Genomic DNA, 16,116 nt, shown 5'->3' with positions numbered 1-16,116 from the left:
CAGGGGGAGAGTGGGGGAAGAGACCATGCGCGGGCCCGTTGGCTGGTGGCGCGGCAAGAGCACGCCGGCGAAGGTCGAGACGTACACACGGTGGTCGTTTCACTTCTTCGCGCTGATCGAGGCGGTCACTCTCGGACTCTCGGCCTTCCGGGAAGCGGGGCCGAACCCGGGGACCTGGTTGCTGCTTCTGGCGTGCGGACACTCCTTGACCTGTGCGGTGACGGCGTCCCGGGCGCTGGACTGGACACGCGGCCGCCGTCCACAGCCCGTGCGGATGCTGTGGACGCTGGCCGCCGTCACCGCGGCGACCGCCACCGTGGCGATCGCGGTGGCGGAGCGCGCGCACGGCCCGAAGGCCGACGCGGTCGTCACCGCGGCCGGCTCAGTCTTCGGGGGCGTGCTGGTCCTGGGCGCCGGCATCCTCGCGCTCGGCGTGCGCAACCGGCAGCGTGTGGTCGCGATCGTGCTGGGCTTCGCGGCCGGCGCCGGTCTCTGCGCCTCCCCGCTGGGCATCCGCGGCATCGCCGCGCTGGTCACGGCGGGCGCGGTGCTGGTCGGCGGCGCGTTCGTCGCCTTCACCTCCGTCTTCTCCGTCTGGCTGCTGAACGCCGTCTACGCGCTCGACGAGGCCCGGGAGACCCGCGCCCGGCTCGCGGTCGCCGAGGAGCGGCTGCGGTTCGGGCGGGACCTGCACGACGTGCTGGGGCGCAACCTCGCGGTGATCGCGCTGAAGGCGGAGCTGGCCGTGCAACTGGGCCGGCGCGGCCGGCCCGAGGCGGTGGAGCAGATGATCGAGGTGCAGCGGCTGGCCCAGGAGTCGCAGCGCGAGGTCCGTGCCGTGGTCCGCGGCTACCGGGAGGCCGACCTCGCCGCGGAACTCGCCGGCGCCCAGGGCGTCCTGGCGGCGGCCGGCATCGACTGCGCGGTCACCGGCTCGCCGGCCGGTCTGCCCGCGCCGGTGCAGTCCGCGCTCGCCTGGGTCGTCCGGGAGGCCGCCACGAATGTGCTGCGGCACGGAGACGCCCAGCGGTGCACCGTGTCCCTGCGCGTCGCAGGCGGCCGGGCCGAGCTGTGCGTCGAGAACGACGGGGTGCCCGAGTCCCCCGCCGGTGACCGGCCGGGCTCCGGGCTCGCCGGTCTGCGGGAACGGCTGTCGGAACTCGACGGCACCCTGCGGGCCGGTCCCGCGGAACGCGGCCGGTTCCGGCTGACCGCCGAGGTGCCGCTGCCGCCGCCCGCCGCCGATCCCGAGACCGCCCGTCCGTTGAGCGAGGCCACCCGATGACGACGTCCCCCGTGCCCGTACGGCTGCTGCTGGCCGACGACGAGCACCTGATCCGCGGCGCACTCGCGGCCCTGCTCTCGCTGGAGGACGACCTGCTGGTCGTCGCGGAGGCGGCGAGCGGACCGGAGGCGCTGGCCATGGCGCGAGCGCACGTGCCCGACGTGGCCGTGCTGGATCTGCAGATGCCGGGCGCGGACGGTGTGAAGGTCGCCACATCCCTGCGCGCTGAACTGCCGGACTGCCGGGTGCTGATCGTGACCAGTCACGGACGGCCCGGACACCTGAAGCGGGCGCTTGCCGCGGGTGTGCGCGGGTTCGTCCCGAAGACCGTCAGCGCCCAGCGGCTCGCCGAGATCATCCGCACCGTGCATGCCGGAAACCGCTACGTCGACCCGGAGTTGGCCGCCGACGCGATCTCCGCCGGGGACTCCCCGCTGACCGCGCGGGAGGCCGAGGTACTGGAGTTCGCCGCCGACGGGGCACCGGTCGCGGAGATCGCCGAGCGGGCCGCGCTGTCACCGGGGACCGTACGGAACTACCTGTCGTCGGCCGTGACCAAACTGGGCGCGGAGAATCGACATGCGGCAGTACGGCTCGCACGGGAGCGAGGTTGGGTATAGTTGGCCTCGCGCCACGGCGCAATGCGGACGTAGCTCAGTTGGTAGAGCGCAACCTTGCCAAGGTTGAGGTCGCGAGTTCGAGCCTCGTCGTCCGCTCGGGAAAAAGACCCCGGTCCATCGGACCGGGGTCTTTTCGTCTGCTACGACCAGCTCGTTCCCGTCAGCCGCTCGTACGCCTCCACGTACTTCGCCCGGGTCGCCTCCACGACCGGCTCCGGCAGCGGCGGCGGGGGCTGCTCGCTCCTGCGGTCCCAGCCGGACTCGGCGGACGTCAGCCAGTCGCGGACGTACTGCTTGTCGTACGAGGGCTGGGCGCGGCCCGGCTGCCACTGGTCGGCCGGCCAGAAGCGGGAGGAGTCCGGGGTGAGGACCTCGTCGGCGAGGACGAGCGTGTCCCCTTCGAAGCCGAACTCGAACTTGGTGTCGGCGAGGATGATCCCGCGGTCGCGGGCGATGTCCCGGGCCCGGCCGTAGACGGCGAGCGTCGCCTGGCGCAGCTGGGCGGCCGTCTCCGCGCCGACCTGGCGGGCCACCTCCTCGTAGGAGACGTTCTCGTCGTGCTCGCCGACCTCGGCCTTGGTGGCCGGGGTGAAGATCGGGGCGGGCAGCTCGGAGCCGTCGGTCAGGCCCTCGGGCAGGGCGAGGCCGCAGACCGTGCGGGTCTGCTCGTACTCGGCCAGGCCCGAACCGGTGAGGTAGCCGCGGGCCACGCACTCCACGGGGACCATCCGCAGGGACTTGCAGATCAGGGTGCGGCCCGCCCAGTCGGCGGGAGCGCCCTCGGGCACCTCGGTGGACAGGACGTGGTTCGGGGCCAGGTCGGCGAGCCGGTCGAACCACCACAGGGACAGCTGCGTGAGGACGCGGCCCTTGTCGGGGATCTCGGTCGGCAGCACCCAGTCGTAGGCGGACATGCGGTCGCTGGCGACCATGACGAGGTCACCCGCCTCGTTCTGGTACAGGTCGCGCACCTTGCCGGTGTGCAGATGCACCAGGCCCGGAACCTGGATCGGCTCGGGCTTTTCGACGAATCCGGACACGGTTCCTCCCCGTGGTTCTGTCCAATGGTTCGATTCTCCCGTATGGGAGGGATCGGTTCCGGGCTGGGGTGGCTCCGCGGTGGCGTTCAGTCGCGCTTGCAGATGCGATCCAGGAGGTTGGCGGTGGCGCGCTGGACCCGGGCGTCGACGTGGCCGGGGCGGTCCAGGGCCGGGGACCAGGCGAACGTCCCGGAGGCGAAGACCAGGGCGCCGGAGGGGGCCCGGTACAGGGACGTCTCCTGGTGGCGCGTCACGCCCTCGCCGTCCGTGTACGGGGAGTGGGCGAGCAGGATGCGGTCCTGGTACTCGGGCAGCGGGGTGCGCGGGAAGTAGCGGTCGGCCTCGCCCGCGACCAGGCCCGCGATCTCCTCGCCCTCCTCGGCCCCGGTCCCCTCCCAGAGCCAGTGGTCGGCGTTGCGGACGATCAGCGGATGCGGCTCGGGGACGCGCCCGGCGTACTGGATGCCGACCATCTGCTGCTCGGGCCGGTCGATCTCCCGCCACAGCACCGGCCGGCCGGGGCCCCTGCGCTTGCGGCAGGTCAGCAGGCGGTCGGGGACGCCGGACGGGGAGGGACCCAGTTCGACCTGCCAGTACATGGTGTTGGCCGACAGGAACACCAGGGACGTGCCGTGCTCGCGGGCGAGTTCGACGGTGCGGCGCATGCCCGCCGACCAGTACTCGTCGTGGCCGGGGAAGACCAGGCCGCGGTAGCGGGTGGGGTCGACCCGGTCGGCGTGCAGGTCGCGGGCGTCGGCGTAGGCGAGGTCGTAGCCGTAGCGCTCGGCCCAGCGGATGACGTCGTAGGCGTGGCCCACGTGCAGGGGCAGGCCCGCGCCCGCGTAGGGGCGGTCGAAGGAGACCGTGGTCGCGGCGTCGGCCTCGCCGAGCAGTCGGCCGTGCTGGTCCCAGGCGTGGTAGAGGCTGGCGCCGGTGTGGCCGTCCTCCGGGTAGAGGTTGTAGGCCTGCCAGGTGATGTCGGGCAGGAGCAGCAGCAGGTCCGCGGGGCGGTTGTCGCGGACGGTGAACGGGATGTGGGAGCGGTAGCCGTCGGTGGTGGTGAGCACGGCCACGTACGCGCCGACGCTCCAGGAGGACGGCACCTGCAACCGCCAGGACAGCCACCAGTGGTGGCAGGAGACCGTGCGGTCGGCGGTCAGCGGCGGGGGCTGGACGATGCCGGACAGGCGCGGGCTGGTGGTGATCTTGGCGGCGCCGTCGCCGCCGTAGTGCCCGATGCGGTAGACGTCCACGCCGAACTGCTGGGGCGGGTCGACGGTGATGTGGAAGTCGATCGCCTCGCCGGGCGTGACGGCGCCGGTGGAGACGAAGCCCTTGATCTGCCGGTGGACGTCGTCGGCGGAACGGGGGCCGACGCCGGAGGTACGGGGGGCGGGAACGCGGGGGCCGCCGGGCGCCGGCTGCGGGGACGGATCGACGTACCAGGGGACGACGTGGCCGGTGTCGTCGAAGTACGTCTCGCTGCCGCGCAGCCAGGGGACGGGGCCCAGGCCGAAGGGGTCCGTCACGGCGTGCGCGAGGGCTCCCGACTCCCAGCGGCGAATCTGCTCCGATCCCATGCCCGATCCCCTCCCTCGTGCCCCCGTGGTCTGTCATGCGGCGGTGCGGGTCTGTCGGTGGCCGCGGATGCCGACGGGTCGGGTCGGCGTGTGACGGTCGGCGTGTCCGGCTGTGGCTGTCGTATGTCGCACGCGCTTGCCACGTGCGCTATCGGTCCCAGCACATCACATAACGCGCGCATCCTGTCACTATTCGTTGTGAATTGGCCGAAAGTGGAAGAGGGGCATCCGGTAACGCGGCCGCCGGGACGGCGTCGGCCCGGGTCAGACCAGCCGTACGGGCTTTTCCGGACGTATGCCCGAGTCGACCAGCCAGGTCCGCAGCGGGACCGGGTCACCGTCCTCGACCAGGGCAAGGACCTTGGGGCTGAGGTCGGCGGCCCTCACACCGTTGATCAGGAGGGCGGGGCCGTCGAGCCAGTCGAGGCCCGGGGAGGCGTCGGCGGTGTCCATCGCGGCGCAGCACACCATCGCGGTGACGTGGTCGGCGAGGAGTTCGCGGCCGGTGCGGGGTGGTTCGAGCGGGAAGAGGGGCAGCGAGTCCTCGTTGCGAAGGGGTGTGCCGCCGAGCTGGTCGGCTACCGCCGACGCCGTGCACGCCGGTGGCGCCGACGCCTCCTCGCGGGCCAGCTCGGCGCTGATGCCGGCCGCGAGGGCGGCGCCGCGCTCGCTGCCGAGGCCGGGGTCTTCGTCCGGCGGGGCGGGCTCTTCGGGGGCGGTGTGGTGCTCCGGAGTCGCATGCCGGTCGTGTTCTGCGGGGTCTGCGGGGTGTGTGTGGTCTGCGTGGTCTGCGTGGTCTGTCGGTTCTCGGTACTCGCCGTGACCTTGGTTGTCGCCGTGCTCGCCGTGCCCGCCCTGCTCGCCGTGCCCGCCGTACGGGTGGTACGCGCCGTCGCCGTGAGCCGGCCGGGCGTCGTCGGCCGGGAGGCCCGTCCGCTCGGGGAGCTTGCCGGAGGGGGGCGGAGCGGACAGGTGCTCCAGGACCCGGGCCAGGGTCGGTCCGTGCGGATCGGCGGCGGAGCCGGGGGAGCGGCGGACGCCCAGGGCGTCCAGGACGCGGTGGAGGCGAGCGGCGTCGGTACGCCATTTGCGGTCGACGACCTCGTCCGGGTACTCCTGCCAGTCCACCGGGCACCAGTCCGGGCCGCGCTCGGCGGGGCCGCCGTGGAAGAGGCGCGCGGCCAGCAGCGAGGCGGCCTCGTCGATGACGCCGGGCTCCTCCAGCAGGTCGCAGGCCGGTCGCTCGCCGAGCCGGGAGGCGAAACCCTCGGCCAGGCGGTCGCGGCGGGACAGTTCGGTGAGGGCCGCGACGACACCGGCGTCGAGGCGGGAGGGCCAGCGGCCCATGCGCCAGGCGGGGAGCGCGACCCGGGTCAGCAGCCGGTCCCAGCCCGCGTACGCCAGGCCCACCTGCTCCTGGGCGACGATCCTGAGCCCGTAGTCCACGGCCTGTGCGCGTTCCGCCGCCGCGGCCGCCACGCCGCGCTCCATCTGGGCCGCGTGCTCCCGGCAGCCGCGCAGCAGCAGCCGGGCCACCCAGCCGAGACCGACGTACACCGGGCGGATCAGGGGGCGCCGGCCGGGTGTCGAGGCGACGGCCACCGCCGCGTCCAGACCACGGACGAGACGCCGGGCCGCGGCTATGTCCGGGTGCGCCGAGGGTCCCGTACCGGCGACGACCGGGGCGAGCACGGCCCGCAGTTCGCCGACGCGCATCCACCACAGGAACGGGGAGCCGATGACGAGGACGGGCGCCGCCGCCGTCCGGCGCGGGCGGGCCGAGGAGAGCCCGCGCAGCGCGTCCGGCTCGTCATGGAGGTGATCCTCCCCCGGTGGGGGGCCGTGGGCCGGGTGCGTACGGTCCTCCAGCCAGCTGTCGCAGTCCGGGGTGAGCTCTATGGCCGACGGGGCGGGGACGCCGAGGCGGTCGGCCAGGTCGTGCACCAGGCGGTACAGGTCCGGGGCCGACTCCTCGGCTATCGGGACGGTCGGGCTCATCGCGGGGCGGGCACGGGCCACGACCAGCCCGATGCCCGCGGCCAGGAGCAGGACGACGACCGCGACGGCGCCGACCACCCAGCGGGCGACGTCCCAGCCGCGGCCCACGAGGTGCCCGGCCGAGCCGCCGGCGAGCAGGATCACGGCGAGGGCGGCGGGCAGCAGGGCGAGGGCCAGCGCCCGGCTGCGCACGCGCAGCACGGCCAGGGCCCTGGAGCGCGCGGCCTGCACAGCGACCTCCACACCCATACCGGTCACGACCGCCCGTCACCCCCTCCCGACTGTCCTGGCGTTGCTCATTCCCCCACTGTGGCACCCATGACTGACATCGCAATGCCGGTGGGCCAAGTGCCGGAATGCCTGCGCGCACCCTAGTTGGGCCCCCGGCCCGCGTCAGCCGGATGGAGCATTGCTCACTCGATGGAATGGCTTTGGTCAGAGCCGGACGACAGAGCGCAATGATCAGGCCCCGACTCATGAAGCCGGGGCCTGCCGGTGAGGAACGGGGCCGGTGGGAAGAACCGGTGCGAAGGTAGGGGCGGGCTGCCGCGCTACGCGTTCGCCGCGGCCCGCGCCGCGATGTCCGAGCGGTGCTGGGAGCCGTCGAGACGGACACGGGCGACGGCGGTGTAGGCGCGGTCGCGCGCCTCGGTCAGATCCTTGCCTGTCGCCGTGACGGACAGCACGCGGCCACCCGCGCTCAGAACGGCGTCGCCCTCGCGCCGGGTACCGGCGTGCAGCACGTACGCGTGGGGGGCGTCCTGCGCGGCCACCTCGTCGAGGCCGGTGATCGGGTCGCCGGTGCGCGGGGTGCCGGGGTAGTTGTGCGAGGCGACGACCACCGTGACGGCCGCGTCGTCGCTCCAGCGCAGGGGCTCCAGGTGGGCGAGATCACCGGTGGCGGCGGCCATCAGGACACCCGCCAACGGCGTCTGGAGGCGGGCGAGGACCACCTGGGTCTCGGGGTCGCCGAAACGGGCGTTGAACTCGATCACGCGGATGCCGCGGCTGGTGAGGGCGAGCCCCGCGTAGAGCAGGCCGGAGAACGGCGTGCCGCGACGGCGCATCTCGTCGACGGTGGGCTGAAGGACGCTGTGCAGGACGTCGTCCACGAGCTTGGGGTCGGCCCAGGGCAGCGGGGAGTACGCGCCCATGCCGCCGGTGTTCGGGCCCTCGTCGTTGTCGAGCGCCCGCTTGAAGTCCTGGGCGGGCTGGAGCGGCAGGACCGTCTCGCCGTCGGTGACGGCGAAGAGGGAGACCTCGGGTCCGTCGAGGTACTCCTCGATCACCACCCGGTCACAGGCCGCCGAGTGCGCCCTGGCCGCCTCGATGTCGTCGGTGACGACGACGCCCTTGCCGGCGGCGAGCCCGTCGTCCTTGACGACGTAGGGGGCGCCGAAGGCATTGAGGGCCGCGTCGACCTCCTCGGCCGTCGTACAGACGTACGAACGGGCCGTGGGTACGCCCGCCCCGGCCATCACGTCCTTGGCGAAGGCCTTGGAGCCCTCCAGCCGCGCGGCCTCCTTGGAGGGGCCGAACACCGGAACGCCCGCCTCGCGCAGGGCGTCGGCGACCCCGGCGACCAGCGGGGCCTCGGGGCCGACGACCACGAGGTCGGCACCCAGCTCGGCGGCCAGCGCGGACACGGCCGCGCCGTCGAGGGCGTCGACCGGGTGCAGCTCGGCGACCTCGGCGATGCCGGCGTTGCCGGGCGCGCAGTGCAACGCGGTGACGGCGGGGTCGAGGGACAGGGAACGGCACAGGGCGTGCTCGCGGGCGCCGCTGCCGATGACGAGGACCTTCACGAGGTCAGCCTAACGGCAGCGGCGCGGGGCCCTTTGTGCGGGCCGCCGAGGGGACGGCGGCGGGGTGTTCGTAGGTTCCTCCGAGCGGGGGCCGGTCGAGTGGGCCGAGCCGGGACGGGACCGAGGTCCCACAGCGCCGCTCCGCCCCTCAGCAGCTCCGCTACTCCGCCGAATACTCCTCGACCACCGTCGCGCCCAGCTCCCGCACGATCAGTTCGTGACCGGACAGGGCCGACTCGTCGAGGTCCGGGTCGTCGTCCTCGGGGATGTCGTCCTCGGGGGCGACGGGAGCCGGCTCGGGGGCGGAGGGGCGGGGCGCCGGGGCGGGCGCGTGTGCCGCCGCGGACGGCGGCCGGCTCGGGGACGAGGCGGGAGCGGGCGCCGCCGGAGCCGTGGCCTGGGGAGCCGCCGTACGCTGCGCTGCCGCGCCTCCCCCACCGCCGTAGCCGCCGCCACCGCCGCTGCCGTAGCCGCCGCCTCCGGGGCCCGCGCCGTAGCCGCCGCCCGGGGGCGGGGGCGCGGAGCCGCCCCCGCCCGTCGGGTCGACGATCGCCTCGATCTTCCACTGGACGTTGAACTGCTCGGCCAGCGCCTGGCGCAGCACGTCCTCGCTGCCGCTGCTCGCGAAGTTGTCGCGGGCGCCGGCGTTGACGAAGCCGATCTGGAGGGTGGTGCCGTCGAAACCGGAGACCTGGGCGTTCTGACTGAGCAGGATCCAGGTGAAGCGACGGCGGTTCTTCACCGTTTCGAGGATGTTCGGCCAGAGGGCGCGGGGGTCGAGCCCGCCGCCCGCCGGGGCCGGTGGGGCGGGGGACACCGGTGCGGCGGCAGGCCTCGCCGCGGGTGCCTGCTGTGCGGGCTCCGGGGCACTGGGCGCACTCGGCGCACCCGGTGCCTGCCCACCGCCCGGGGCTGCCGCGGTGGGCCAGCCGCCCGGCCGGCGGCCACCGCCAGCGGCCGCCGCGGTAGGCCAGGCACCGGGCGCGGAGGGTGCGGCGGCCGACGGGGCGGCAGGGGGGGCGGGAGCGGCCGGTGGGGCGGGCGGAGCCGCCTCCTGGGGACGGTCGCTAGGGGCGGGCGCGGGCGGTTCGGGGGGCGCGTCAGGGGCCCCCGTGCCCCGCACGGCCGCCCGAGCCGCGGCGGGCCCACCGCCCGGCGGAACAGGCGGAACAGCAGGAGCCGGAGGTGCCGGCGCCGCACCCGCGGGGCCCCCCGCCGCGGTCGGCGCTCCCCCGTGCACGTCGGGTCCGGGCACGTACCCCATCGCAGGCGCAGCCGCGCCCGTGGAGAAGCTGACGCCGCGCTCGATCCGGTCGAGGCGGGCCATCACCGACCGCTCGTCGCCGTAGGCGGCGGGCAGCAGTACGCGGGCGCAGATCAGTTCGAGCTGGAGACGGGGCGAGGTGGCGCCGCGCATCTCGGTCAGCCCCTCGTTGACGAGGTCGGCGGCTCGGCTCAGTTCGGCGGCGCCGAAGGAGCGGGCCTGGGCCTGCATCCGCTCGACGACGTCGGCCGGGGCGTCGATGAGCCCCTTCTCGGCGGCGTCCGGGACGGCGGCGAGGATCACCAGATCCCGCAGCCGCTCCAGCAGGTCGGCCACGAACCGACGGGGATCGTTGCCGCCCTCGATCACTCGGTCGACGACCTCGAAGGCGCCGGAGCCGTTACCGGAGGCGAAGGACTCGACGACGGAGTCGAGCAGCGAGCCGTCGGTGTACCCGAGGAGCGAGGTGGCCATGGCATACGTCACACCCTCCTCCCTCGCACCGGCGAGCAGCTGGTCCATGACGGACATGGAGTCACGCACGGATCCGGCGCCGGCCCGCACGACGAGGGGCAGCACCCCCTCCTCGACGGGGATGTCCTCCTTCTGGCAGACCTCGCCGAGGTAGTCCCGCAGGGTGCCCGGCGGCACCAGGCGGAAGGGGTAGTGATGGGTGCGCGACCGGATGGTCCCGATGACTTTCTCGGGCTCGGTCGTGGCGAAGATGAACTTCAGGTGCTCCGGCGGCTCCTCGACGACCTTGAGCAGCGCGTTGAAACCGGCCGACGTGACCATGTGGGCCTCGTCGATGATGTAGATCTTGTACCGGCTGCGGGCGGGCCCGAAGAAGGCCTTCTCGCGCAGGTCGCGGGCGTCGTCCACGCCACCGTGCGAAGCGGCGTCGATCTCGATGACGTCGATCGACCCCGGGCCGTTCCTGGCCAGGTCACGGCAGGAATCGCACTCACCGCAGGGGGTCGGCGTCGGCCCCTTCTCGCAGTTCAGGCAACGGGCGAGGATCCGCGCGCTGGTCGTCTTGCCGCACCCGCGCGGACCGCTGAACAGGTACGCGTGATTGACCCGGTTGTTCCGCAGCGCCTGCTGCAACGGGTCGGTGACATGCTCCTGCCCGATGACCTCGGCGAACGACTCCGGGCGATAGCGGCGGTACAGCGCGAGAGACGACACGCATACGAGGTTATAGGCGCCCACCGACAACGTGTCCGGCCGCGGACGCAAGCGCCCCCCACGCACCCGCCAGAGCCGACCTACCCTTGCTGCCTTCCGGCCCTGGGGGAGTTCAGTCAGATAGCGCCGCGTGAGGGGCTGCGCAAAGAGTACCCGATCCTGGGGACCGGGAACGAGTTCGCGAGCACTCCTCCGAGTCATGTAATGTTTCCGGCGGAGGATTCGCCTAGAGGCCTAGGGCGCACGCTTGGAAAGCGTGTTGGGGGCAACCCCTCACGAGTTCGAATCTCGTATCCTCCGCCAGTGCCTCACCGGGCACGATGTCGAGGGGCCCCCTGGAAACAGGGGGCCCTTCGACGTTGTCCTCACGCCTCGTTGTCCTGGCCTTTGTCCACAACGAGGTTTTCCGGGGCTCCCCAGATGGCGCGCTCGGTCTTCCGGGCTGCCTCCTTGAGCATGGGATCGGTCACGTGCAGATACCGCGCCCACATCCGGGCGGCGCAGCCCGGCTCCCATCCCATGATCTGATCGACGACCCGGTCCGGAACCCCAGCAGCATCAAGACGGTGCCGGCCGTGTGGCGAGCGTCATGCAGCCGGCCGTCGCGGACCCCCGCGTCTTCCAGTAGCCGCTTCCAGTCGTGATAGTCCGTGTTCGGGCTGAGCGGCCCGCCCAACCGCTTGGTGAACACGTACTCCGACCCCACCCACAGGTTCCCGGCGGCCTCACGCTCTCGCGTTTGTGCTTCCTTGGGTGAGCAGTGCCCGGTTTGCTGCCGGCGTTCTGCATCCGGCGGTACAGGCTCTCCAGGCGCTCCGGTTCCAGGCGGCCAAGCCGATGCTTGCCGATGCCGGGGATCAGGTGCACCCGAACAGCCACCTCGTAGCCGGCGTAAGTGCTCTCGCTGATCATCTCTACCCAGTGCTCGAGCCACTTCGCGACGGTCCACGGCTTACCGGGCTGACGTGCCGAACCCTCGTCGCGCTGCTTCAACCGCGTTACGATCACGGCCCGCCCGCCCGCACGCCCCACAGGAGCGTCATGCCCCACAGCCGTACGAGACGCGGCCCGGCAGCCGGCGCACTCACCTACGGCCCGGCCGGGGCGACCCGCCCCGCCGACGAGCCATGGCCGTCGGGGAACACAGGTCTGCGCCCCTATGCCCGTACCGTCGTCATCGGCCGCGGGGAGGCGGACTGGCAAGCCGCGGCGGACGCGGTGCTGCGATGGGGCGTCAAGCGGCGCAGCGGCTTCACCGTCAGTGGCCGCGACGGTGCCGGGGAGCGGGTCGTCGAGGGGGCGGAGTACCAGGTCACCGCGGCATTCGGTCCATGCGTGGTGCGGGAGCCGGTCCGGGTCGTCGCCGTCGTCGACACCCCGGACCGCTGCGGCTTCGCCTACGGCACCCTGCCCGGTCACCCCGTCAGCGGTGAGGAGGCCTTCATCGCCCACCGGTCCCCCGACGGCACGGTCGCGCTGACGATCCGCTCCCTGACCGGTGCCGCCCCACACGGGTGGTGGCGCCCGGTGTTCCCGGTGCTGCTGGTCGCGCAGCGGGTCTTCCGGCGACGTTATCTGCGCGCCCTGCTGACCCGTCGGGGAGCGGACGTGGAGTGACCCGCCGTCCTGCAGCCGACGCGGGACGGCGGGCCGGAGACGGGGCGCGGGTGGCTCGCGCCGTGGGGAACCGACGAAATGCCCTGATCAAGGACTCGCACTGCACTGAGATAGATCTTTCCCGCGAAGTTCAAGATCGTTTCCCGTGCCCCAGCTCACGCCATGGGGATCGCAGAGATCAAACTCTCTTCAAGCCCTCACGGCTCCGGGCCATCGGCGTCAGGCATCCCGACTCTCGGCCCGCCCAGTGAAGGTCAGGCCCTGGGATCAGGTGCACGTGTGTTCGCCGACGATGCCGCCTCCGTACCTTCCTCGTACACAGTCGTGACACCCCATGGCGGTAGTATCGGCCAACTTTCCGGGGGGATGCGACGGCTGGGGGCCGAGTCGTCATGGACGACATCGCCTACCCCTCGGGCTTCTCGGGAGGGGCACCCTTGTTCCGCAATACCGTTGTGCACCACCGTGGTGCGAGACCCGCCGGTATCGCCCTCACTGCATTCGCGGCTCTACTGGCCGGTACCGGCCCGTTGGCACCCAGCGTCGCCTCTGCGGCGCCTGCCGTACCTCAGGAGATCGTCGTCCCGGCGGCCCTACGCAGCACCTACACCTCGGCCTCGCTCTATGCCGCCAACACCCGGACCGGCGCGGACGGGGCCGGCAGCCAGGGCTTCTTCCATCAGCTTGAGGGCTACTCCGGTCTCGTCTGGTCGCGTTACGGCGGCGGCGCGCCGGTCGCCGTACCGAAACCGCAAGGCACGTACTGGACGGCAGCGACGGGCAGCGACGTGCTCGCGTACCGCTACCCCGACCGGGTGGAGTTGTGGGACGCCTCCGACGGGACGACCCGTACGGTGCACATCCCCGAGGGTCAGAGCGTGCTCTCCGTCTACGGCACCACCGTCGTCAGCTTCCGCAACTCCGCCGCCGGGAACGGGACATCCACTCGGGTCATGCATCTGCTGACCAGCGGCCCTGACGGAACCACCCGCGACGTGCCGATCGTCGGCGCACCGGAGGACATGGTGCTCGGCCAGCCGCAAGGGGCCGACGCAACCAGCGTGCTGTTCCAGAGCCAGCAGACCGACGGCACGAACCGGATGGTCGTCGCCGACCGGGAGACGGGCCGGGTCCAGGGCTGGACGCAGCCGCTGCCCAGCGGCTACTACCAGGCGAAGATCTCCCCCGACCACATCGTGGTGTACAACTCCCTCGCATCCACCGTGCTGGTGCTGCCCCGCTCCGACGTCTCGGCGACGCCGGTCAAGGTCGCGCTGGACAGTGGCTTCTCCAAACCGGGTCACGAACTGGCGCTCGTCGGCGACTGGTTGGTCTACCGTCCCGGTGCCACCACCACCCTCAAGGCGACGCCGATCGCGGGCGGGGCCTCCACCACCGTGGTCACGGGGTCGAACACCGGCCTGGTGACCACCCCCGACGGCACCGCCCTTGTCATCGGCCGCACGTCAGCCACCCTCGACGACCGCGGCATCCAGCACATCCACCCCGGCGACGACACCGCGCCCGTCGTCACCACGATCAAGCCACTGCCCCGGCCGATCCTCCCGATCGAGGGGCTCGTCCTGAGTCAGGGCAGGCTCGTCGACGCCGAAATGGCGAACGGCCGCCGCACCCCCTACGTCCGGAACGTGGCCGCGACCGGCACCCCCGAGTACGGCGAGCACACCCCCCTGGCCCCGACATCCGATGTGGTCATGGACGACTGCCCGGTCACGGACCCCGGCTGCGCGTCGGTCTTCGACGTCGGCGACGGGCGCATCGCCTGGCTGGAGCGCCAAAGCGGCGGATCGGACCTGCTCCGGGTCCACGGCCCCGGCAAATACGACCTCTACCAGCGCAGGGTGCCGGCCGGCGGCCAGATCACCGACGTCTCGGGCGGGTACCTGATCCACACCACCGCCGACAAGCAGTCCATCTACCGCTTGGACGACGACGGCGCCCCTCTGACGCGCACCCCCAGCGCCGCCGCCGTCTGGGGGAACCGGCTCTGGACGCCTGGTGCCACGCCGGGCAGCGTCTCGGCGCTCGACCTCGTCTCGAAGAAGACGGTCGAGACCGTCGACACCGGCGCGAGTTGCGTTCCGCGGGAGTTGCAGGCCGTGGGCCGCTGGCTGTACTGGAGTTGCGGCCCCGACGGGCCCGCCGGGGTGTACGACCGTACGAAGAAGTCCTCGGTGTCCGTCCCCTCCGGGGAGGCGCTGCTCGGCGACGGATACGTCGTCACGCACGACCGGCAGGCCGGAGAACTGGACCTCACCACGGTGGACTCCAGCTCTCCCAGCACCCGGGTCATCGGCGAACTGCCCGACACCGGGACCTCGCAGCGCCACGTCCGCTGGACCGTGGACAGGTACAGCGGCAACGTCGCGTACGTGGACGCGCAGGAACGCATCCACCTCGTGCCGTCCGGGGTCACCACCACCCAGTCCCTGATCACCCTGCGGGAGGCGGAGGCCACGTCCGTCAACGCCGAATGGTCCGCGGACCGCGCGGGCATGCGTGGGACGGCGGTCTTCGACGGCGTGTTCTCCAAGCCGGTCGCGTCCTGGACGCTCGTGGTCCGGGACAAGAACACCAACCGGGTGGTCGACCGGCGCCAGGGCGGCGACACCCGCGGGCGGCTCGACGTGCAGTGGACGGGCATGGACCCGGCCAAGCAGTACAAGACCCCGCTGCGGAACGGCCAGTACACCTGGGAGCTCACCGCGAACCCGGCGGACGGCCGGGGGGCGGCGCTGCGCCGCGTGGGGACGGTCCGGCTCGTCCACGGTCAGCCCGTCCCGCGCGACTACGCGGGGTACGGGGCGTCGCCCGACGCGATCGCGGACCTGCTGACGCTCGACTCGCATGGGACCCTCACGTTCCAGCACGGGAACGGCGCCGGGAAGTTCTCCGGCACGACGTCGGGGCGCGGCTGGTCCACCTCAGTGGTCGCCGTGCCCTTCGGGGACCTGAACAAGGACAAGTGCAACGACGTCCTCGTACGAATGGCGAACGGATCACTGCGGGCGTACCGGCCCGCATGCGGCCAGCCGCTCACGCCCTCGACCTCGTACCGGACGCTGAGCGGCGGCACCAGTTGGAAGGCCTACGACGTACTCACCGCGCCCGGGGACCTCACCGGCGACGGGCTGACCGACCTGCTGGCGCGGAAGGCGTCCACGGGCGAGATGTACCTCTTCGCGGCGAAGCCCGACGGCACGCTGGCGGCCGGGAAGAAGATCGCCTCGGGCTGGGGCTCGTACACGAAGATCATCGGAGTCGGCGACCTGAACGGCGACGGCCTCGGGGACGTGCTGGCACGGCACAAGGACGGCACTCTGTACCGGTACTACGGGACGAAGGGCGGGCTGTCGACGAAACGGGTCAAGCTGTTCTCCAAGTGGGGTGCCTCGTACAACGCGGTCGTCGGCGTTGGTGACATCACCTCGGACGGGAAGCCCGATCTGGTGGCGCGCGACACCTCGGGGAACCTGTGGCGCCAGAACGGCGACGGCCGGGGCTCGTTCGGGGCCCCCACGAAGATCGCGACGGGCTGGAAGGGCTACAAGGGACTGTTCTGAACCGGGCTCGGGACGGGGGCACACGACCGTGGTGTGCCCCCACGGACGGGCCACACGGCTGCCTCTCTTCGGTGCTCCTCCGCAATCAGGCAGTTCGCGGCGCATCATGACGATGTCCTCGATGTGCTCGCAGGT

Annotated in this window: 9 protein-coding genes, 2 tRNA genes, 1 other RNA gene and 1 pseudogene; 6 read left to right on the top strand and 7 right to left on the bottom strand. The window is 72.6% G+C overall.

Translation table 11 applies throughout. The annotated features are described in order from the left end of the window. Positions 1-25 precede the first annotated feature (25 nt). The 3 genes from ACIQFZ_RS31255 to ACIQFZ_RS31245 all read left to right on the top strand — a co-directional run bounded on the left by ACIQFZ_RS31255 (position 26) and on the right by ACIQFZ_RS31245 (position 2,001). Positions 26-1,285: a histidine kinase gene (locus ACIQFZ_RS31255; protein WP_365420847.1), complete on the top strand. Its 1,260-nt coding sequence runs from the start codon at positions 26-28 to the stop codon at positions 1,283-1,285. After that, positions 1,282-1,905 carry a response regulator transcription factor gene (locus ACIQFZ_RS31250; RefSeq protein ID WP_365420844.1) on the top strand — a complete coding sequence of 208 codons (624 nt, stop codon included), beginning with the start codon at positions 1,282-1,284 and terminating at the stop codon, positions 1,903-1,905. The genes ACIQFZ_RS31255 and ACIQFZ_RS31250 overlap by 4 nt, the downstream gene beginning before the upstream one ends. 23 nt (positions 1,906-1,928) lie before the next feature. Beyond that, a tRNA-Gly gene (locus tag ACIQFZ_RS31245) sits at positions 1,929-2,001 on the top strand. A 44-nt stretch (positions 2,002-2,045) separates the two neighbouring features. Here the strand turns inward: ACIQFZ_RS31245 and ACIQFZ_RS31240 are convergent. From ACIQFZ_RS31240 to ffs, 6 genes are all read right to left on the bottom strand, one after another. Further along, on the bottom strand, positions 2,046-2,945 hold the full coding sequence (locus ACIQFZ_RS31240; RefSeq protein WP_365420841.1) for a phosphoribosylaminoimidazolesuccinocarboxamide synthase: 900 nt from the start codon (positions 2,943-2,945) through the stop codon (positions 2,046-2,048). 86 nt (positions 2,946-3,031) lie between these two features. Continuing rightward, complete coding sequence (locus ACIQFZ_RS31235) at positions 3,032-4,525, bottom strand: N,N-dimethylformamidase beta subunit family domain-containing protein (protein ID WP_365420838.1); 1,494 nt, start codon at positions 4,523-4,525, stop codon at positions 3,032-3,034. Between the two features lie 264 nt (positions 4,526-4,789). Beyond that, on the bottom strand, positions 4,790-6,781 hold the full coding sequence (locus tag ACIQFZ_RS31230; RefSeq protein WP_402692792.1) for a hypothetical protein: 1,992 nt from the start codon (positions 6,779-6,781) through the stop codon (positions 4,790-4,792). Positions 6,782-7,074: 293 nt separating this feature from the next. Next, positions 7,075-8,328 carry a phosphoribosylamine--glycine ligase gene (purD, locus tag ACIQFZ_RS31225; protein WP_365420832.1) on the bottom strand — a complete coding sequence of 418 codons (1,254 nt, stop codon included), beginning with the start codon at positions 8,326-8,328 and terminating at the stop codon, positions 7,075-7,077. A 160-nt stretch (positions 8,329-8,488) separates the two neighbouring features. Beyond that, positions 8,489-10,780, bottom strand: coding sequence for a DNA polymerase III subunit gamma and tau (locus tag ACIQFZ_RS31220; RefSeq protein ID WP_402692791.1), 2,292 nt, complete (start codon positions 10,778-10,780; stop codon positions 8,489-8,491). A gap of 44 nt (positions 10,781-10,824) precedes the next feature. Then, positions 10,825-10,923, bottom strand: an RNA gene (gene ffs, locus ACIQFZ_RS31215) — signal recognition particle sRNA small type. Positions 10,924-10,995: 72 nt separating this feature from the next. Between ffs and ACIQFZ_RS31210 the strand changes: the two genes are divergently transcribed. Beyond that, a tRNA-Ser gene (locus ACIQFZ_RS31210) sits at positions 10,996-11,083 on the top strand. A 62-nt stretch (positions 11,084-11,145) separates the two neighbouring features. On the opposite strand, the pseudogene ACIQFZ_RS31205 reads toward ACIQFZ_RS31210, so the two are convergent. Continuing rightward, a pseudogene (locus tag ACIQFZ_RS31205) lies at positions 11,146-11,770 on the bottom strand (tyrosine-type recombinase/integrase); the annotation flags it as partial. A gap of 51 nt (positions 11,771-11,821) precedes the next feature. Here ACIQFZ_RS31205 and ACIQFZ_RS31200 point away from each other — a divergent pair. Both ACIQFZ_RS31200 and ACIQFZ_RS31195 read left to right on the top strand, forming a co-directional pair. Further along, positions 11,822-12,397 carry a DUF1990 family protein gene (locus ACIQFZ_RS31200; protein ID WP_402692790.1) on the top strand — a complete coding sequence of 192 codons (576 nt, stop codon included), beginning with the start codon at positions 11,822-11,824 and terminating at the stop codon, positions 12,395-12,397. A 530-nt stretch (positions 12,398-12,927) separates the two neighbouring features. Then, the gene (locus ACIQFZ_RS31195; RefSeq protein ID WP_383056691.1) at positions 12,928-15,981 is read left to right on the top strand and encodes an FG-GAP repeat domain-containing protein; all 3,054 of its coding nucleotides are present in this window, start codon (positions 12,928-12,930) and stop codon (positions 15,979-15,981) included. Positions 15,982-16,116 lie beyond the last annotated feature (135 nt).

This window comes from Streptomyces sp. NPDC093064 (genome assembly GCF_044754605.1).
Taxonomy (GTDB): domain Bacteria; phylum Actinomycetota; class Actinomycetes; order Streptomycetales; family Streptomycetaceae; genus Streptomyces.
The sequence above is the reverse complement of the archived record's forward strand: the minus strand, read 5'-3'. Positions and strand labels throughout refer to the sequence as shown.